This window comes from Streptohalobacillus salinus, from assembly GCF_003201605.1.
GTDB lineage: Bacteria > Bacillota > Bacilli > Bacillales > Amphibacillaceae > Streptohalobacillus > Streptohalobacillus salinus.
Window position 1 is genome coordinate 50,597 of record NZ_QJJR01000012.1, and the last position, 14,169, is coordinate 64,765.

Genomic DNA, 14,169 nt, shown 5'->3' on the forward strand with positions numbered 1-14,169 from the left:
TAGCATAGCTTTGGTTAGAAATCGTATATCTTTACATTGTAGCGTTTTTATCGTGATATTTCCATGACTATGGTTGATTTTTTATAGCCAATCTTTTCGCGTTTTTTCCAGAGCGCGATGTGTGCCGCTTTTTCATTAAAACGTTTTAGATATCTCCATTTTTCATTTGAACATGTTCATCAGGAAAACCGTACCCTTTTCTAAGACTTTTTTGATGTTTTTCAATTTTTCTTTCATAAACTTGAATTTATTTGGGATTTTTCAATTGACACATCTAGAAATTAATGGTACCTTATACTTAGGTATTGTCGAAATATGCCGAATTTATAAAACAAAGGGGAGATTTCTATATGAAATCAACAGGTATTGTTCGTAAAGTAGACGAGTTAGGCCGTGTCGTTATTCCTATCGAATTACGTCGCACATTAAGCATCGCTGAAAAGGATGCATTAGAAATTTATGTCGATGATGAGCGTATCATTCTTCAAAAATATAAGCCAAGCATGACGTGTCAAGTTACTGGTGAAATTTCTGATGATAACTTATCACTTGCTGACGGCAAATTGATTCTTTCTCCAGAGGGCGCTAAAGCACTTATGGATGAAATTAATCAATCATTAGACAAATAAGAACGATTCCAGGAAAGAGCAGTCCAAATTAGGGTGGACTGCTCTTTTTTTATGTTTTTTATTAAACGTAGCGCTTGTTTTTCTGCTTCACGGCCGCAGTTTCCTGAAAGATAGACCCATTTAACAGCACACCGTTGGCATAAATAACCGTTTGCATGAGTTTGCAGACATCTCGTTAGCCCTCAACATGATACGCTTGATAAACATCACGCTTTTTCATTTGTCGATCGTCACTCACTTGCTTGATAGCCTCTTTTGGTTTAAAGCTTTCTTCATTAATATAATGATCCACGTGTTCAATTAGTGTTAAACCTAACCACCATTGATCCACATTATTATCTTCTTCGCTTCCTTGTTCAATCACGATGCAACATTCGCCTTTAATCACCGTCGACTCTGCCCAACCTAATACATCCGTGACTGGACCGCGAATGTACTCCTCAAATCGTTTCGTTAGTTCCCGTGCCACAGCTACCTGTCTATCACCTAGATGCTTTTCAATCAGCCATAGTGTTTGTTTCAAGCGGTGCGGTGACTCATAAAGAATCATCGTTGCTTTCTGACGTTTTAATTCCTCAAAGGCCTGTTCAATGGCCTTGTTTTTCCGCGGTAAAAAACCATAGAAATAAAAATGATCTGTGTTAAGTCCTGAACCAACTAGCGCGCAAATCGCAGCATTTGCACCTGGTAACACAATCACATGAATCTCTTTTTCAATCGCTTCTTTTATTAACAGTTGACCTGGGTCCGAAATGCCAGGCATTCCCGCATCACTCACAAGCGCTAAATCTTCCCCTGCTTCTAGGCGTTCTAAGAAGTAAAGACGTGTCCGTTCGTCACTATGTTCATGAAAACTTTTTAACGGTTGCTGAATCTCAAAATGATTCAGCAATTTTCTTGTATTGCGTGTATCTTCAGCTAAGATAAGATCAACTGCCTTAAGCGTATTAATCGCACGAATCGTAATATCTTCTAAATTTCCAATCGGTGTTGGCACGATATAAAGATAGCCTTTAGCTGAAGTTTCATAACTTTTCTGTTGATGCATCTGGTTTCCCCCGCTCTTCAATGAGTTTTAATTTATCTGATCGTGATAATTGTTTAATCCGATACTCTTCACGCATCGCAGCTTCTTTCGTCTCGAAAACTTGAACAAATACCAAAGTCAATGGTCCGCGTCCACGCGTATATTTTGCGCCCTTACCTGCGCTGTGCATTTTTAAACGATGGTTAAGTCGGTTCGTATAGCCGGTATATAACGAACCATCTCGGCAAGCCAACATATAAACCACATGTTTAGTAGACAATGGCTTTCATCGCCTTTGAATATTCGCCCGCTTCATCAAACACGTAAAAAGGAGGCAGCAAATGAACATCACTCTTGCCATCACGCACAGCTTCAATCAGCAGTATATTTGCTTCCTTGCCCTCTTTTGGATACACAAATTGAATGCGTTTCGGTTCCAATTTATAGTGACGCAGCAAATAAATAATATCAACGAAACGATTCGGACGATGCACCATAACGAATTTTCCCCCGGACTTAACTAGACGACTTGACGTTTCGATCACTTCTTCTAAATTTGTCATCACTTCATGACGAGCAATCGTTAAGTATTCATTCTTATTATGATGATTCACATGCGGTGTATCAAAATAAGGAGGATTCACCGTGACCAAGTCAAATTTATCATTGCCGAATCGATGTGGCATCTGTTTTAAATCATCATGAATCAACTCGATTTGACCTTCCTTTTTATTTAATGCCACGCTACGCTTCGCCATATCAATCAACCGGGCTTGAATTTCGACTGCTTTAATCGGTACAGGCGTATATTTACTCATTAATAAAGGGACGACACCGTTTCCTGTACATAAATCGAGTATTTTTCCGCGTTTTTTCGGGAGGCGGGCAAAATTCGCTAACAGTACAGCATCAATCGAGTAAGAAAAGACACTGGGACTCTGAATAATCTGCATCGATTGGTCGGTATATAAATAATCAATTCGTTCATCACCTTGTAAGCTCACACGTTCACCTCTTTGCATGAAAAAACTGTTCATAAGATTCAATTGAATGCTTAGTGAACAGCTTTTAAATTTATTTTGTCTTGTTTAAGAATGACAGACAAAATAGGCAATCTTCATCTTGTCTTGGGCTTCCGAAATGAACATTACAAATATGAAAGCCTTCTTCGTATAATCGCGCTAAATTGTCATAGCCCTCACCAATCGGGTCATGTTCATTCACCTGATCAACATTATCTTGATGGATTGTTTTTTCTTGTTCTACACTTTGATCAAGACGTTGACGTAGGTGATGGTTTTCATGAGCTAAACGATGATTTTCTTCTAAAACTTCACTTAAATGTGATTTTAAATCACCGAGTTGTCGGTAGAGTTGACCGATTTGTTCTTCCATATCGGAAACTTGTTCGAACACTTCTTTTTTATTCATGTTCATCTCACCTACCACCTCATCATTCTGCGGTTTATACTTTTAATACACCTGCTTCAATTAGTTCGTCCAGGGTATACTCAATCACACGTTCCTCTTCTTTAAGGTTAATTTTAATGACCCGTTCGAGGATGTTTAAACCAACGACACGACCCGCTCCGTGAGGTGTGTTGATCTTTTGGCCAAGGTCAGGTAATTGCTTTTTCGCTTCCTCATATGCATCATTTTCATATTTTAAACAGCACATGAGACGACCGCATAGACCTGAGATTTTCGCCGGGTTCAGTGATAAGTTTTGATCTTTCGCCATCTTAATCGATACCGGTTCAAAATCACCAAGGAACGTTGAACAGCAAAGCATTCGTCCACAAGGACCAATACCTCCTAATAATTTCGCTTCATCTCTTACCCCAATTTGCCGCAATTCAATGCGTGTTCGGAAAATTGATGCTAAATCTTTTACTAAATCCCTAAAATCGACACGACCATCCGCGGTAAAGTAGAAAATAACTTTATTTCGATCAAAGGTATATTCGACATCGACGAGATTCATCTCGAGCTTATGTGTCGTAATTTTTTTCTCACACGTTTCAAATGCTTTTTTCGCATTTTCTTTGTTCTCAAGAACGGTATGTTTGTCTTTATCGGTTGCCAATCGCATGACTTTCTTAAGTGGCAAGACGACATCTTCTTCGTCGACTTGTTTTTTAGCGATTACCACTTTACCAAACTCAATACCACGTGCTGTTTCGACGATGACATAATCATCTAATTTAATCGTAAACCCATCTGGGTTAAAATAATAGATCTTACCCGCTTTCTTAAAGCGCACTCCAATTACTTCTACCATCTATTTTCACCTCTGCATCTGCAGTGTTAGTTGCTCCATCACTAGCGTTGGATGTACATTCTGATCAAGTTTACGCACCGCGTGCGTGATTGTTTCTAAAATGGTTGTTAGCTGTTGTTTCGTATATCTAAATGCTTGTTGCTCCAATTGCTCTTTATAATCAAGCATCACAAGGGATGCATTATCTTCTATTTGGATATAGATTAAATCCTTAAACCAGTGGAGTAATAAATTTAATCCGATTTTTAATTGTTCTCGATCTTTAAAATGTTCCATCCATTGCTTTTCCACGAAAAACAAACTTTCATTTGAACGTGAATGAAGCATACTTACCAATTGTACCATTAATTTTCGCGCATCTGCAAACCAAGTATCTTGATCCAATGCTTTTGCTTGTTCTAACTGTGGCGCGATTGCTTGAAAAAGACGTGCATTGTGTGGACTTATTCCTTCATTTATTAACGCTGCTTCTAATGCTTTTGGACTTAGTGGGCGCAAAGCCAACAGTTGACACCTCGAGCGAATCGTATCAAGCAGACGGTATTGATTATCAGTCAATAAAATGGCTGTTGTTTCCCGACTCGGTTCTTCTAAAAATTTTAACAGCCGGTTCGCTGCATTGGTCGTCATCTTATCACTATTTTCAATCACATAGACTTTTTTATTTGATTCTAAACCTTGATAGGTGAATTCCCGTTGCAAGTCTTGGATTTGTTCTTTTTTGATTGAGGCACCCTCAGGTTTAAGCCAGTGTAAATCGGGATGATTGCCGGATTCAACCCGTCGACAATCGGTACATGTTTTGCATGGCTCTGCCCCGTGTGGTGACTTACAAAAGATACGCATCGCCAAATGAAGGGCAATGGCTTGTTTGCCTGTTCCCGGATCACCATGTAAGAGGTAAGCATGCGCCATACGATCATCTTTAATCATCCGTTCAATCATCTTCATGACAACCGGTTGGTCTTCCTTTAAACTTGTCCATGTTTTCATTGCTGACACCCTTATCTTTGCCTGTTAAAAAAGAGTGTGCATTTATGTCTGCTGCCCACTCTCTTTCTCATTATTTTAGCATAGTTCATCACCAAATGGCGATGAACTCACGAATAAAGATTAATTAATAATCCCTTGATTTCGCCAATTAGGCTCAGTAAATCAATCGAACGCTCTTCATCAGCTAAAATAGCTTCTGTTAAATCTACTAGCTTATCATCAATCGTCTTAACCAATGTTAATTTACGATTGCTACCGGTCGTGTTAAAGCTATGGCTGTGACTCAAACCTAAGCCGAAATCGACGGTTTCTTTCACAAAGTCTTTCACCATGCGCTTGTATTTGGCCAGCTCGCGAATGGTGCGATAGCGCACCACTTTATCGCCCTGTTTTTGAATGTTTTCCATTAGCTTTTCTAGCTCATAGCCCTGCATTTTTTGTGCTTGGGTTTGCACCATTTTTTGAAAATCAATGCCCTGACGTTGGCCCGTCTGTTGGACTAATTTACTTTGATCAATCTGTGCCCGGATATCTTTATTAATTTTCATTGGCAGTCACTTCCTTAATGAAGGCTAAAATTGCAAGAACTGATCAACAGGTAAGACGAAGACAGTCGCACCACCGACTTCAATATTAATTGGACGCGGAATATATGAATCAGCATTACCACCCATTGGTGAAATTGGCGCAACCATTTGCTCGCGCTTGCTCGTCTTGTTTTTAATGATTTCCAAAGCATCATCTACTGCATCAGAGTTACAACCAATCATTAGCGTTGTATTCCCTTCTTTTAAAAAGCCACCTGTTGTCGATAATTTCGTTGTCTTATACTCTTTTTCAGACAACGCATCAATTAAACGATGACTATCTTTATCTTCAATTACTGCAATAATAAGTTTCATCTTTTTTCCTCCTCTTGGCGCTCCTATTGATCAATATGCAAAATAATTTTTTGAAAAGCCAACTCACTAACTTCATCAGGCGATAGCGAGGCATCAATTTTCTTGATTCGATTATCAAATCGCTCTGCAAGTATCTGATAGCCTTTGTGAACCTTTTTATGAAAGTCTAAATCTTCTAAATCGAGTCTGTTTTGTTCCCGACCTTGGTCAGCAGCAATTCGATTCAGCCCTTCTTCTGGATCAATATCTAACCACAGTGTTAAAGAAGGCATACAGGTATCAATCGCAAACTGATTCACTTCATAAATTTGATCAATGCCCAGGCCACGGGCATAACCCTGATAAGCTAAACTTGAGTCAATAAAACGATCGCATAGGACGACTTGCTTTTTAGCTAAAGCAGGAATAACTTTCTCAACAAGGTGTTGGCGTCTTGCCGCCGCATAAAGCAAGGCTTCCGTTCGTCCATCCATTGATTTGTGTTCAGGATTAAGAATAACTTGCCGTATCTCTTCAGCGATTCTAATGCCACCGGGTTCACGTGTAAGTAATACATCATAACCGTTTTCCTTTAAGCGATCGGAAACTTTTTGCAGAACTGTTGTCTTACCCGCGCCTTCGCCACCTTCAAATGTAATAAAATTTGCTTCCACTTAATTAGCTCCTTTAAATACGAGGATTCCCTCTGTAATATCGTTTTGAATATAACGTTTCTCTAATACCATCTGTTCTACAGCAGCTTTTGCGAGTGCATCAATTGATTCTCCTTTAAGAATCAATGGGATACCTGGTGGATATGGGACAATTGCTTCTGCCGCCACATAGCCTTCACATTCATTGAGCGCTACACGCATCGTCTCCATTTCCAGCATCGCTTGATAAGTATAACAGAGTCTTGTCAGCGGTTTTGTCTTAATTGCTTTATTATTATCTATTGTATCATGTTTAGCAATATTTTTTAATTTTAGATTGATATCTTTCATTGCTTCTTTCAATCGATTCATCTCGTTAAAGTACGAAAGGCCATGGACAAATAACAAAACATGTGGTGTCATCATTTCGATATAGATGCCATGTGAAATCAAAAGATCGTTTATTTGCTTAGTATCGTAACCCGGTTCCACAACTAGCGTCAGCTTGAACGGATCCACTGACGTACTTGGTGCAACCAGTTCGGTCCCATCTAGTTCAGCTAAAATCGTTCTTACTTGTTCAATCGATTCCAGCACAGCTGTCAGCTGTCTTGATGATAGCTCTTGTAAAAAGTAACGTGCCAAATCAAGACTCGCCATTAATAAATAGGACGGGCTACTCGACTGTAACATTTGTAAGTAGTGACGCACTCGTGAAGTTTCAATACGCATAGAGCCGACATGTAGATACGCAGACATGGTTAAGGCTGGTGCCATTTTGTGTGCGGACTGAACCACGAGATCTGCGCCTAAGTGTAAACTTGAAGCCGGGATGCGTGCATCCTCAATGCTGAAATGGACACCATGCGCTTCATCAACTAAGACAATCACATCATGTTGATGGACATAATCAATGATCTTTTTCAAATCGTAAACCGTTCCGTAATAGTCTGGGTAAGTGAGAAAAATCGCCTTAATGTTTTCTTCTTCGATGACTTTCTTTATTGTAGCAAAAGGGGGATGCGTGTAGCGTTGGCGTTGGTGATCATACTGTGGTGAAACAAATACAGGTGTCGCTTGACTCAATTCGATTGCATTAATCACCGACTTATGACAATTCTTCTGCACCAAAATCGTATCGCCCCGCTTAACCGTGCTTAAGATCATCACTAAGTTCCCGACCGTACTACCATTGACTAAAAAATACGTCTCATTGGCACGAAAAAAACGTCTTGCTAGCTCTTCAGCTTCTTTGATAACACCTGTCGGATGATGTAAATCATCCAAGTCAGGAAGTTCGGTCACATCATAAGTTAATAGAGACTGAAATGCTTCCCAATCTGAATGTGGAAGAATCTGTCCGTTCTTATGACCCGGGACATGAAAAGAAACAGGTGCGCGCGCGACAAATGTTTTTAGTTGTTGCCATAGTGGTGCTTTATTTGGTGCCATGTTCTCCCTCCATTCTCATCAACACCCCCTAATTGATGTCAAGAGGGTCGTCGATCAATTCCAAAATTAGAATCTTTCACTTGGGTCGTTTTACCGCTAAAGCTCATCGATTAACCTATGCGCCATCGAGCCCCTAACGTGTTCAAGTCTCAATTCAGTGCGCTTCAGGTTATGGTTGCTTTAATTATAATTTACTTTACGCTGCTTAGCTACCCATCTTAAAGGAAGACATAAAGAAATAATCGAACCTAAAGCAACGTTGCATCGCGTTAGGTTCGATTCTATCAGCTCATGTTTAAAAGTTGGTAAAAGCAATGATCCGTATTGGTCACCATAATCGTTTACTACTTGGGTGGGAGCAAAAAAACACCGCTTAGCTTCTATTAACTTTTATCTTTTGATGTTACCTTTTTCGGAAAAGATATTCTCCTGCACCCATTTGTATGCTTTTATTCGCCCCTTGATCTGAATCTATATCCATTACAATTTTCTTCAGTTGATTGGCTGTTCCTTTTTTAAAGATAAGTGATTGATTACCGATTGCTAATTTTACACATGTTCCATCTTGTTCTATCACGTCAAACCCGAATAGCTTACGCCAATGCTGTGCAGATGCTTCTGGGTCAGTAACCTCAAACACACCTTCTGCAATCGTTACTTCTCCTATCGGGTGGTTCAAAGGAATGCCTGCTTTTTCTCGCTTGCTTTGCCGCTCTTCATCACTATCTTTCCATTGTATTACAAATGGATAAGATAACCCAGAAAAATCACCAGAAATAGTCATCATGCGCCATTCAATCAAATGTCCTTCCGCGTCAATCCGTTTGCCATCCATAATTGGTGATAACGAAAGATTCGTCTTAGCAAGCTCAGATGCAACCTGGTCAATGTCATCTGTTCTTAAAGCCATTCGACTCATCACTTCATATTCTGGTAAATATTTTATTGCATCTTTGACAACATCGTTCGGTGTATCAAGTTGTTCAATCAATTGGCGATCTTCGATGCTCAGAAATTCAATGTATGACAAGCCAAAGTAGCTCAACGCATTCCCCGTTCCCCATTGTGTATGTGACCCTCCATGAAATGCAACTAATCCATTTTTCTCAAATTGTTGGATGACCTGATCTAAATCATTAACGTAATGAACAATGTGATCCCAATATAATTGTGTCATTTTAAGCCCTCCATTATTTATCTGCTCCAAGTGCTGTTGTCCTTCTTACCGCTGCCAACACACTACGTTGCAATCCTGCTGCAAAATCTGAGTTGTTTAACTCATGTAGGGCGGTAATTCCCACACCACCGGCTGAATTATTAATATCTAATAACGCTCTCGGATGTTTGTTGGTTTGTTTCAACATCTCAACCGCGCCTTGCATGTTTTCCAAGGTTAACATCCAAGCCTGCTCTCTTGATAAACCAGCCAATACACCAGCATCCGCAAAGGATTCAATAAAATAATAAATATAGTTCGGTCCAGCTACACCAAAACCAGTAAAAATATCAATCAAATTTTCCTCAACGTATAATACTTTACCGAAACCATTCAAGAAATCATCGACCTGATGCTTCGTTGCGAGAGCATTCAATGCGGCACCACTGTATCCGAAACCGGTATCAGTTAATGTGTTAGGAATAACTCGAATGATAGCTATATCTTTTGCGATAATTTTTTCTAATTTCTCGATTGTTACCCCAGCAACAATCGACACGACCGTTGCATCCGGTTGACTGCCCTTCTTAATAAGGTTACCAACTGTATCTAAATCATCCTGAGGACGCACGCCAATTACAATAATGTCTGCCTGTTTTATAGCCTCTTCTTGTTTTTCGCTTGCTACAACACCAAATGTTTTGTTTAAGTAGCTATTTCGCTCGGCAACAACATCGGAAACAGTTATTTGATTTGCCGTAACGACCCGATTGGCTAAGATAGCTCGTATCATTGCTTCAGCCATCTGACCGCCACCTATAAAATGTATGCGTTTTTGCTTTTCCTTCATAAAAAATCTCCTTTATTAAATGGTATTCCTTTTTTGTTCTCAAAAGGGGGTGTTTGTGATAAAAAGATAATCAGTAGAGATATCCCTACTGATTAGATTGACTAATTATTTTCCCAAGCCTCCGGTAAAATAAAACCATCATATTTTTCTTCAGATAAAATATATGCTTCAAATTCAGCCGACTCATATGCTGCTGTTAAATCCTCTGCCCACTCACTCTCTGCATCTTCTGCTAAGGTTGTCACAATGATGCGATGTTCTAAAGGCGTGTCCTCTATTTTTAACGCATCGGTAATTTTCATACCAGCATCTGCGATATAATTACCATTGATTACACCGAAATCAACATCTTCTAATGCTACTAATATTTGTGCCGGATCTAGTACTTCAAATGCAATATCATATTGATCTGGTTCAACACTATTTAAGTTGAAATCAGTTGTACCTGCATCACTTGCAACTTTCACCCAACCTAAGTCTTCTAGAATACGTACTGCGCGCTCTTGATTGACCGGATCATTTGGTAGTGCCACTGTTGTTCCGTCTTCTACCGCATCAAGGGAATCATGTTTAGCCGAATGTAAACTTTGCGGTGCTCCAGGTACGTATGCGATTGGTGTCATTTCCATGCCGAGTTCTTCATTGATTCCTTCCATATAAGCTGTACTTTGGAATACACTTGCATCAATAGAACCTTCCTGCATCGCTGGATTCAATTGCATGTTTTGCGAGAATACCTCCATCTTTACATCATAGCCTTTTTCTTCAAGGATAGGCAAAATACTTGTACGGAACTGCTCTTCATATGTTCCAACTCCAAAACCAACAACAATCGTCTTATCATCATCCGCCGTTGCCTCATTTCCACACGCAGCCAATAACAACCCTACACTTAGTAAAACAACCCATAATTTCTTCATTTACTACCTCTCCTTTTTCTCCATGTTTTTATTTGACAGCGTCACGTAGTGTACGCAGTGCTTCATCTGTTGCATTTACTGATACAGCGCAATTAGGTACTAATAAAAATGGCTGCTCCTTCATGATTGATAACGCTTCTTGAATCTCCGCTTGAATCGGCGCAACATCTGTTTCAGCGAAAATGTTATGATTAACCCCCGCTACTTTTGTTTTAACTAAGCTAATGTCTAAACCAGGATTCCCTTCTGCTTCTGGATCCCAACTTATGCCTTCGACCGGGTAGTCATCAAAACGCTCAGGTTGTGCTTTTGCTCCGCACGTATGCAAAAGACGTTGACCTTTTTCCATCGCATGTAATACGATCAAATCATATGGACGTGAAAATTCATTGAAAGCTGCTTCGTCAAACAACTCTGGGTGGGCAGTTCCTGTCACGGCATAGAATATACCGTCGACACCAGCTTGTTCTAATGCTCTAACATAATCAGCCATTGTGTATGCGATGTTGTGTAGCGCCTGATGAACACCTGCGCGTTCTTCATTAAATAAACGCTCAATCGATAATGGTTCATCACTACCGTACATCGACTGATTAACATACGAAGAATTTCCGGTTAAAAATAATAAGATGGTTAACGGCGAAAACAGGGTCTGAATAATTGGTGTATCTGGTAATCCTTCGCGAATGGTTTTTACCGCTAGAATTTGTTCTTGTAGCGCAGCAGATTCCTTTATTTCAACCTGATCAATTTTCCATACATCTTTAACATCTGTGATTACAGCATGTGTTTGTCTTGGAAAGACCCATTGATAATCGGTAAAGTCATAGCGATTGCCAAAAGCTTCTGCTAAATAGGTCGCTCGGGGATTGATTTTAATCCAATCCCAATCAAATTTGTTGGCAAACGCAATGGTTGCTTCTGCTAAATCAGCGGCTGTTTGTTCTTGGTCTAAGAAGTGGTGCCAGCCACTTACAATTGGTCGATCTGCCTGTTTGCCATTTAAAAGTGCATCAAATCGTGCTTTCTTGTTCCAATTCGTCATGTTCTTCCTCCTAGATTAATGTCTTCTTATAAATCGTGCTAATCTATTACCTGTTGATTGAATCGTCTGTACAAAAATAATTAGGATAATTACAGTAATAACCATCGCAAATGTATCAAATCGCTGATAACCATAAAGAATTGCGATGTCACCAACCCCACCACCACCAACAGTACCTGCCATTGCTGTTGCTCCAACTAATGAGATTGTCGCTGTGGTTAATGAAAGAATTAATGAACCAAAGGCCTCTGGTAATAAAAAGTAGCGAATGATTTGGAAAGGGGTTGCTCCCATTGATTCAGCTGCTTCAATAATTCCAGGATTAACTTCAAGCAGTGAATTTTCCACCAACCTGGCAATTAACGGTGAAATGAAAATAATTAATGGCACCACTGCCGCATTCGTTCCTATTGAAGTTCCTACTATCATCCTTGTGAAAGGAATAATCGCAACCATTAAAATAATAAAGGGGACTGAGCGTACCATGTTAATAATCGGATTAAATAGTGTATAAATTAATTTTATTTCTATCACACCACCGGGCCGGGTTACCACAATCATAATCCCTAAGAAGAATCCAATAAGTGAGCCTATGAATAATGCCATACCGACCATATATAAGGTATCTATAATCGCCATCAAAAACTGATCCAATGTAATATTTGTATCAATCATCCTAACTTAACCTCCTTAATCCCAACATCTTGTTCTTCTAGAAAGTATTTTGCTGTTTGTATTGCTTGTGTATCTCCAGCAATTTCTACATACCATACCGCTAAAATCGTGTCTTGAATTTCAGTCATGTTTGTATAAATAACAGTTAGCTCTAGTTGATACTTAATGATTAGCTGTTGAAGGATCGACTCAGTCGCATGACTACCAATCATTTCAAGCTTGTATACCCTTTGAACTCCTTTTTGATTTAACTGCTCAACGAGAACGGTTGGGATCTGATTGTGAACAACCGTTTGGACAAATGTTTGGGTCGTTGCTCGTTTCGGTTTACCGAAAACATCTATTACAGACCCTATTTCTATGATTTCTCCTTCTTCCATTACGGCAACTTTATTGCATACTTGTTGAATAACTGACATCTCATGAGTAATTAACATGATGGTAATGTTGTATTCTTTATTAATTCTTTTAAGCAATTGTAAGATCGATTGAGTCGTTTGTGGGTCTAAAGCTGAGGTTGCTTCATCACACAGCAGTATTTTGGGATTACTAGCTAATGCTCTCGCAATACCCACACGTTGTTTTTGACCCCCTGACAGTTCATTAGGATAATTTTTCGCTTTATCCTCTAATCCGACAAATTGCAACAATTCTGTTACACGTGTTTGAATCTCATGTTTACTCTTTTTCTCTAAGATAAGTGGCATCGCAACATTTTGAAAAATGGTCTTTGATTCTAACAAATTAAAATGTTGAAAAATCATCCCAATTTGCTTTTTCATGCGTCGTAATTGATGCGGTGTTAACTTAGCTAAATTCTGGCCGTCAACGATAACCGTTCCACTTGTCGGGCGTTCAAGATAATTCACTAACCGCACCAATGTACTTTTCCCAGCACCACTATAGCCAATGACACCAAATATATCCCCTTGCTCAACTTGCAAGTTCACATCTTTAAGTGCTACTGTTTCAGTGTCTTTTCGATGATATTTTTTTATGATATTTTCTAAAGAGATCATTCACATATTCCTCCTTACTTCTCAAAAGCTAAACTTTTTATGTTCATTTTTTCACATGTTATTTTTGATTATTTTATGTACTACTTAATCGATAGCTACTCACTCGTTTTTTTAATTCCTATTTAATCAATCGGATTAATTCAGTTAATAATAATACATTATGTTGCATTTTGCAACCGTAATATTAATAAAATTCAAAAAACTTCGTCATTTCCTCTAGTCACCCTCACGAAGTTGTAACATCTTTCTTATTCAATTGTCCGACTTGATCCTTTTAAATTAAAAATCAACACAAAAAAACCTAGAACCATAAGGCTCTAGGTAAGTATTTGCTTAGCGACGTCCTACTCTCGCAGGGCGTAAGCCCAACTACCATCGGCGCTGAAGAGCTTAACTACTGTGTTCGGCATGGGAACAGGTGTGACCTCTTCGCTATCATCACTAAACCAAAGGGCATCTACCCTGAAAACTAGATAAGAAGTCTGACAGACAATTAAAAATTTAGTTAAGTCCTCGATCGATTAGTATTCGTCAGCTGCACATGTTGCCATGCTTCCACCTCGAACCTATCTACCTCATCGTCTCTGA

General features: G+C 39.2%; 17 protein-coding genes and 2 rRNA genes. 1 reads left to right on the top strand and 18 read right to left on the bottom strand.

Going from position 1 to position 14,169, the window contains the following annotated elements:
* Nucleotides 1-350 precede the first annotated feature (350 nt).
* Nucleotides 351-629 carry a transition state genes transcriptional regulator AbrB gene (locus DES38_RS09585; protein ID WP_110251890.1) on the top strand — a complete coding sequence of 93 codons (279 nt, stop codon included), beginning with the start codon at nucleotides 351-353 and terminating at the stop codon, nucleotides 627-629.
* Between the two features lie 175 nt (nucleotides 630-804).
* Here the strand turns inward: DES38_RS09585 and rsmI are convergent, their stop codons facing one another.
* The 18 genes from rsmI to DES38_RS09675 form a co-directional block, all read right to left on the bottom strand.
* A complete protein-coding gene (gene rsmI, locus DES38_RS09590; RefSeq protein WP_110251891.1) occupies nucleotides 805-1,677 on the bottom strand; it encodes a 16S rRNA (cytidine(1402)-2'-O)-methyltransferase in 873 nt (290 codons plus the stop codon).
* Nucleotides 1,655-1,936 (bottom strand): GIY-YIG nuclease family protein, encoded by a 282-nt coding sequence (locus tag DES38_RS09595; protein WP_110251892.1) that lies wholly within the window; start codon nucleotides 1,934-1,936, stop codon nucleotides 1,655-1,657. Before DES38_RS09595 ends, rsmI begins: the two co-directional genes overlap by 23 nt.
* Nucleotides 1,926-2,678 (bottom strand): tRNA1(Val) (adenine(37)-N6)-methyltransferase, encoded by a 753-nt coding sequence (locus DES38_RS09600; protein WP_110251893.1) that lies wholly within the window; start codon nucleotides 2,676-2,678, stop codon nucleotides 1,926-1,928. Before DES38_RS09600 ends, DES38_RS09595 begins: the two co-directional genes overlap by 11 nt.
* Before the next feature lie 52 nt (nucleotides 2,679-2,730).
* Nucleotides 2,731-3,087 (bottom strand): DNA replication initiation control protein YabA, encoded by a 357-nt coding sequence (yabA, locus tag DES38_RS09605; RefSeq protein ID WP_110251909.1) that lies wholly within the window; start codon nucleotides 3,085-3,087, stop codon nucleotides 2,731-2,733.
* Nucleotides 3,088-3,121: 34 nt separating this feature from the next.
* On the bottom strand, nucleotides 3,122-3,937 hold the full coding sequence (locus tag DES38_RS09610; RefSeq protein ID WP_110251894.1) for a PSP1 domain-containing protein: 816 nt from the start codon (nucleotides 3,935-3,937) through the stop codon (nucleotides 3,122-3,124).
* A gap of 6 nt (nucleotides 3,938-3,943) precedes the next feature.
* The gene (gene holB, locus DES38_RS09615) at nucleotides 3,944-4,930 is read right to left on the bottom strand and encodes a DNA polymerase III subunit delta' (protein ID WP_110251895.1); all 987 of its coding nucleotides are present in this window, start codon (nucleotides 4,928-4,930) and stop codon (nucleotides 3,944-3,946) included.
* Between the two features lie 107 nt (nucleotides 4,931-5,037).
* The gene (locus DES38_RS09620) at nucleotides 5,038-5,478 is read right to left on the bottom strand and encodes a YaaR family protein (RefSeq protein ID WP_110251896.1); all 441 of its coding nucleotides are present in this window, start codon (nucleotides 5,476-5,478) and stop codon (nucleotides 5,038-5,040) included.
* Nucleotides 5,479-5,502: 24 nt separating this feature from the next.
* Nucleotides 5,503-5,832: a cyclic-di-AMP receptor gene (locus DES38_RS09625; protein ID WP_110251897.1), complete on the bottom strand. Its 330-nt coding sequence runs from the start codon at nucleotides 5,830-5,832 to the stop codon at nucleotides 5,503-5,505.
* 23 nt (nucleotides 5,833-5,855) lie between these two features.
* On the bottom strand, nucleotides 5,856-6,485 hold the full coding sequence (tmk, locus tag DES38_RS09630) for a dTMP kinase (RefSeq protein WP_110251898.1): 630 nt from the start codon (nucleotides 6,483-6,485) through the stop codon (nucleotides 5,856-5,858).
* Nucleotides 6,486-7,916, bottom strand: a complete 1,431-nt coding sequence (locus DES38_RS09635) for an aminotransferase class I/II-fold pyridoxal phosphate-dependent enzyme (protein WP_110251899.1) — start codon at nucleotides 7,914-7,916, stop codon at nucleotides 6,486-6,488.
* 403 nt (nucleotides 7,917-8,319) lie between these two features.
* Nucleotides 8,320-9,093, bottom strand: coding sequence for a VOC family protein (locus DES38_RS09640; RefSeq protein WP_110251900.1), 774 nt, complete (start codon nucleotides 9,091-9,093; stop codon nucleotides 8,320-8,322).
* Nucleotides 9,094-9,106: 13 nt separating this feature from the next.
* Entirely contained in the window at nucleotides 9,107-9,922 is an 816-nt protein-coding gene (gene proC / locus DES38_RS09645; RefSeq protein ID WP_110251901.1) for a pyrroline-5-carboxylate reductase, read from the bottom strand.
* A gap of 101 nt (nucleotides 9,923-10,023) precedes the next feature.
* Nucleotides 10,024-10,842: a MetQ/NlpA family ABC transporter substrate-binding protein gene (locus DES38_RS09650; RefSeq protein WP_110251902.1), complete on the bottom strand. Its 819-nt coding sequence runs from the start codon at nucleotides 10,840-10,842 to the stop codon at nucleotides 10,024-10,026.
* A 28-nt stretch (nucleotides 10,843-10,870) separates the two neighbouring features.
* The gene (locus DES38_RS09655; protein WP_110251903.1) at nucleotides 10,871-11,887 is read right to left on the bottom strand and encodes a uroporphyrinogen decarboxylase family protein; all 1,017 of its coding nucleotides are present in this window, start codon (nucleotides 11,885-11,887) and stop codon (nucleotides 10,871-10,873) included.
* Nucleotides 11,888-11,902: 15 nt separating this feature from the next.
* Complete coding sequence (locus DES38_RS09660; RefSeq protein ID WP_110251904.1) at nucleotides 11,903-12,562, bottom strand: methionine ABC transporter permease; 660 nt, start codon at nucleotides 12,560-12,562, stop codon at nucleotides 11,903-11,905.
* Nucleotides 12,559-13,581 carry a methionine ABC transporter ATP-binding protein gene (locus DES38_RS09665; protein WP_110251905.1) on the bottom strand — a complete coding sequence of 341 codons (1,023 nt, stop codon included), beginning with the start codon at nucleotides 13,579-13,581 and terminating at the stop codon, nucleotides 12,559-12,561. The genes DES38_RS09660 and DES38_RS09665 overlap by 4 nt, the downstream gene beginning before the upstream one ends.
* Before the next feature lie 331 nt (nucleotides 13,582-13,912).
* A 5S ribosomal RNA gene (gene rrf, locus DES38_RS09670) occupies nucleotides 13,913-14,027 on the bottom strand.
* Between the two features lie 55 nt (nucleotides 14,028-14,082).
* A 23S ribosomal RNA gene (locus DES38_RS09675) occupies nucleotides 14,083-14,169 on the bottom strand; the annotation flags it as partial.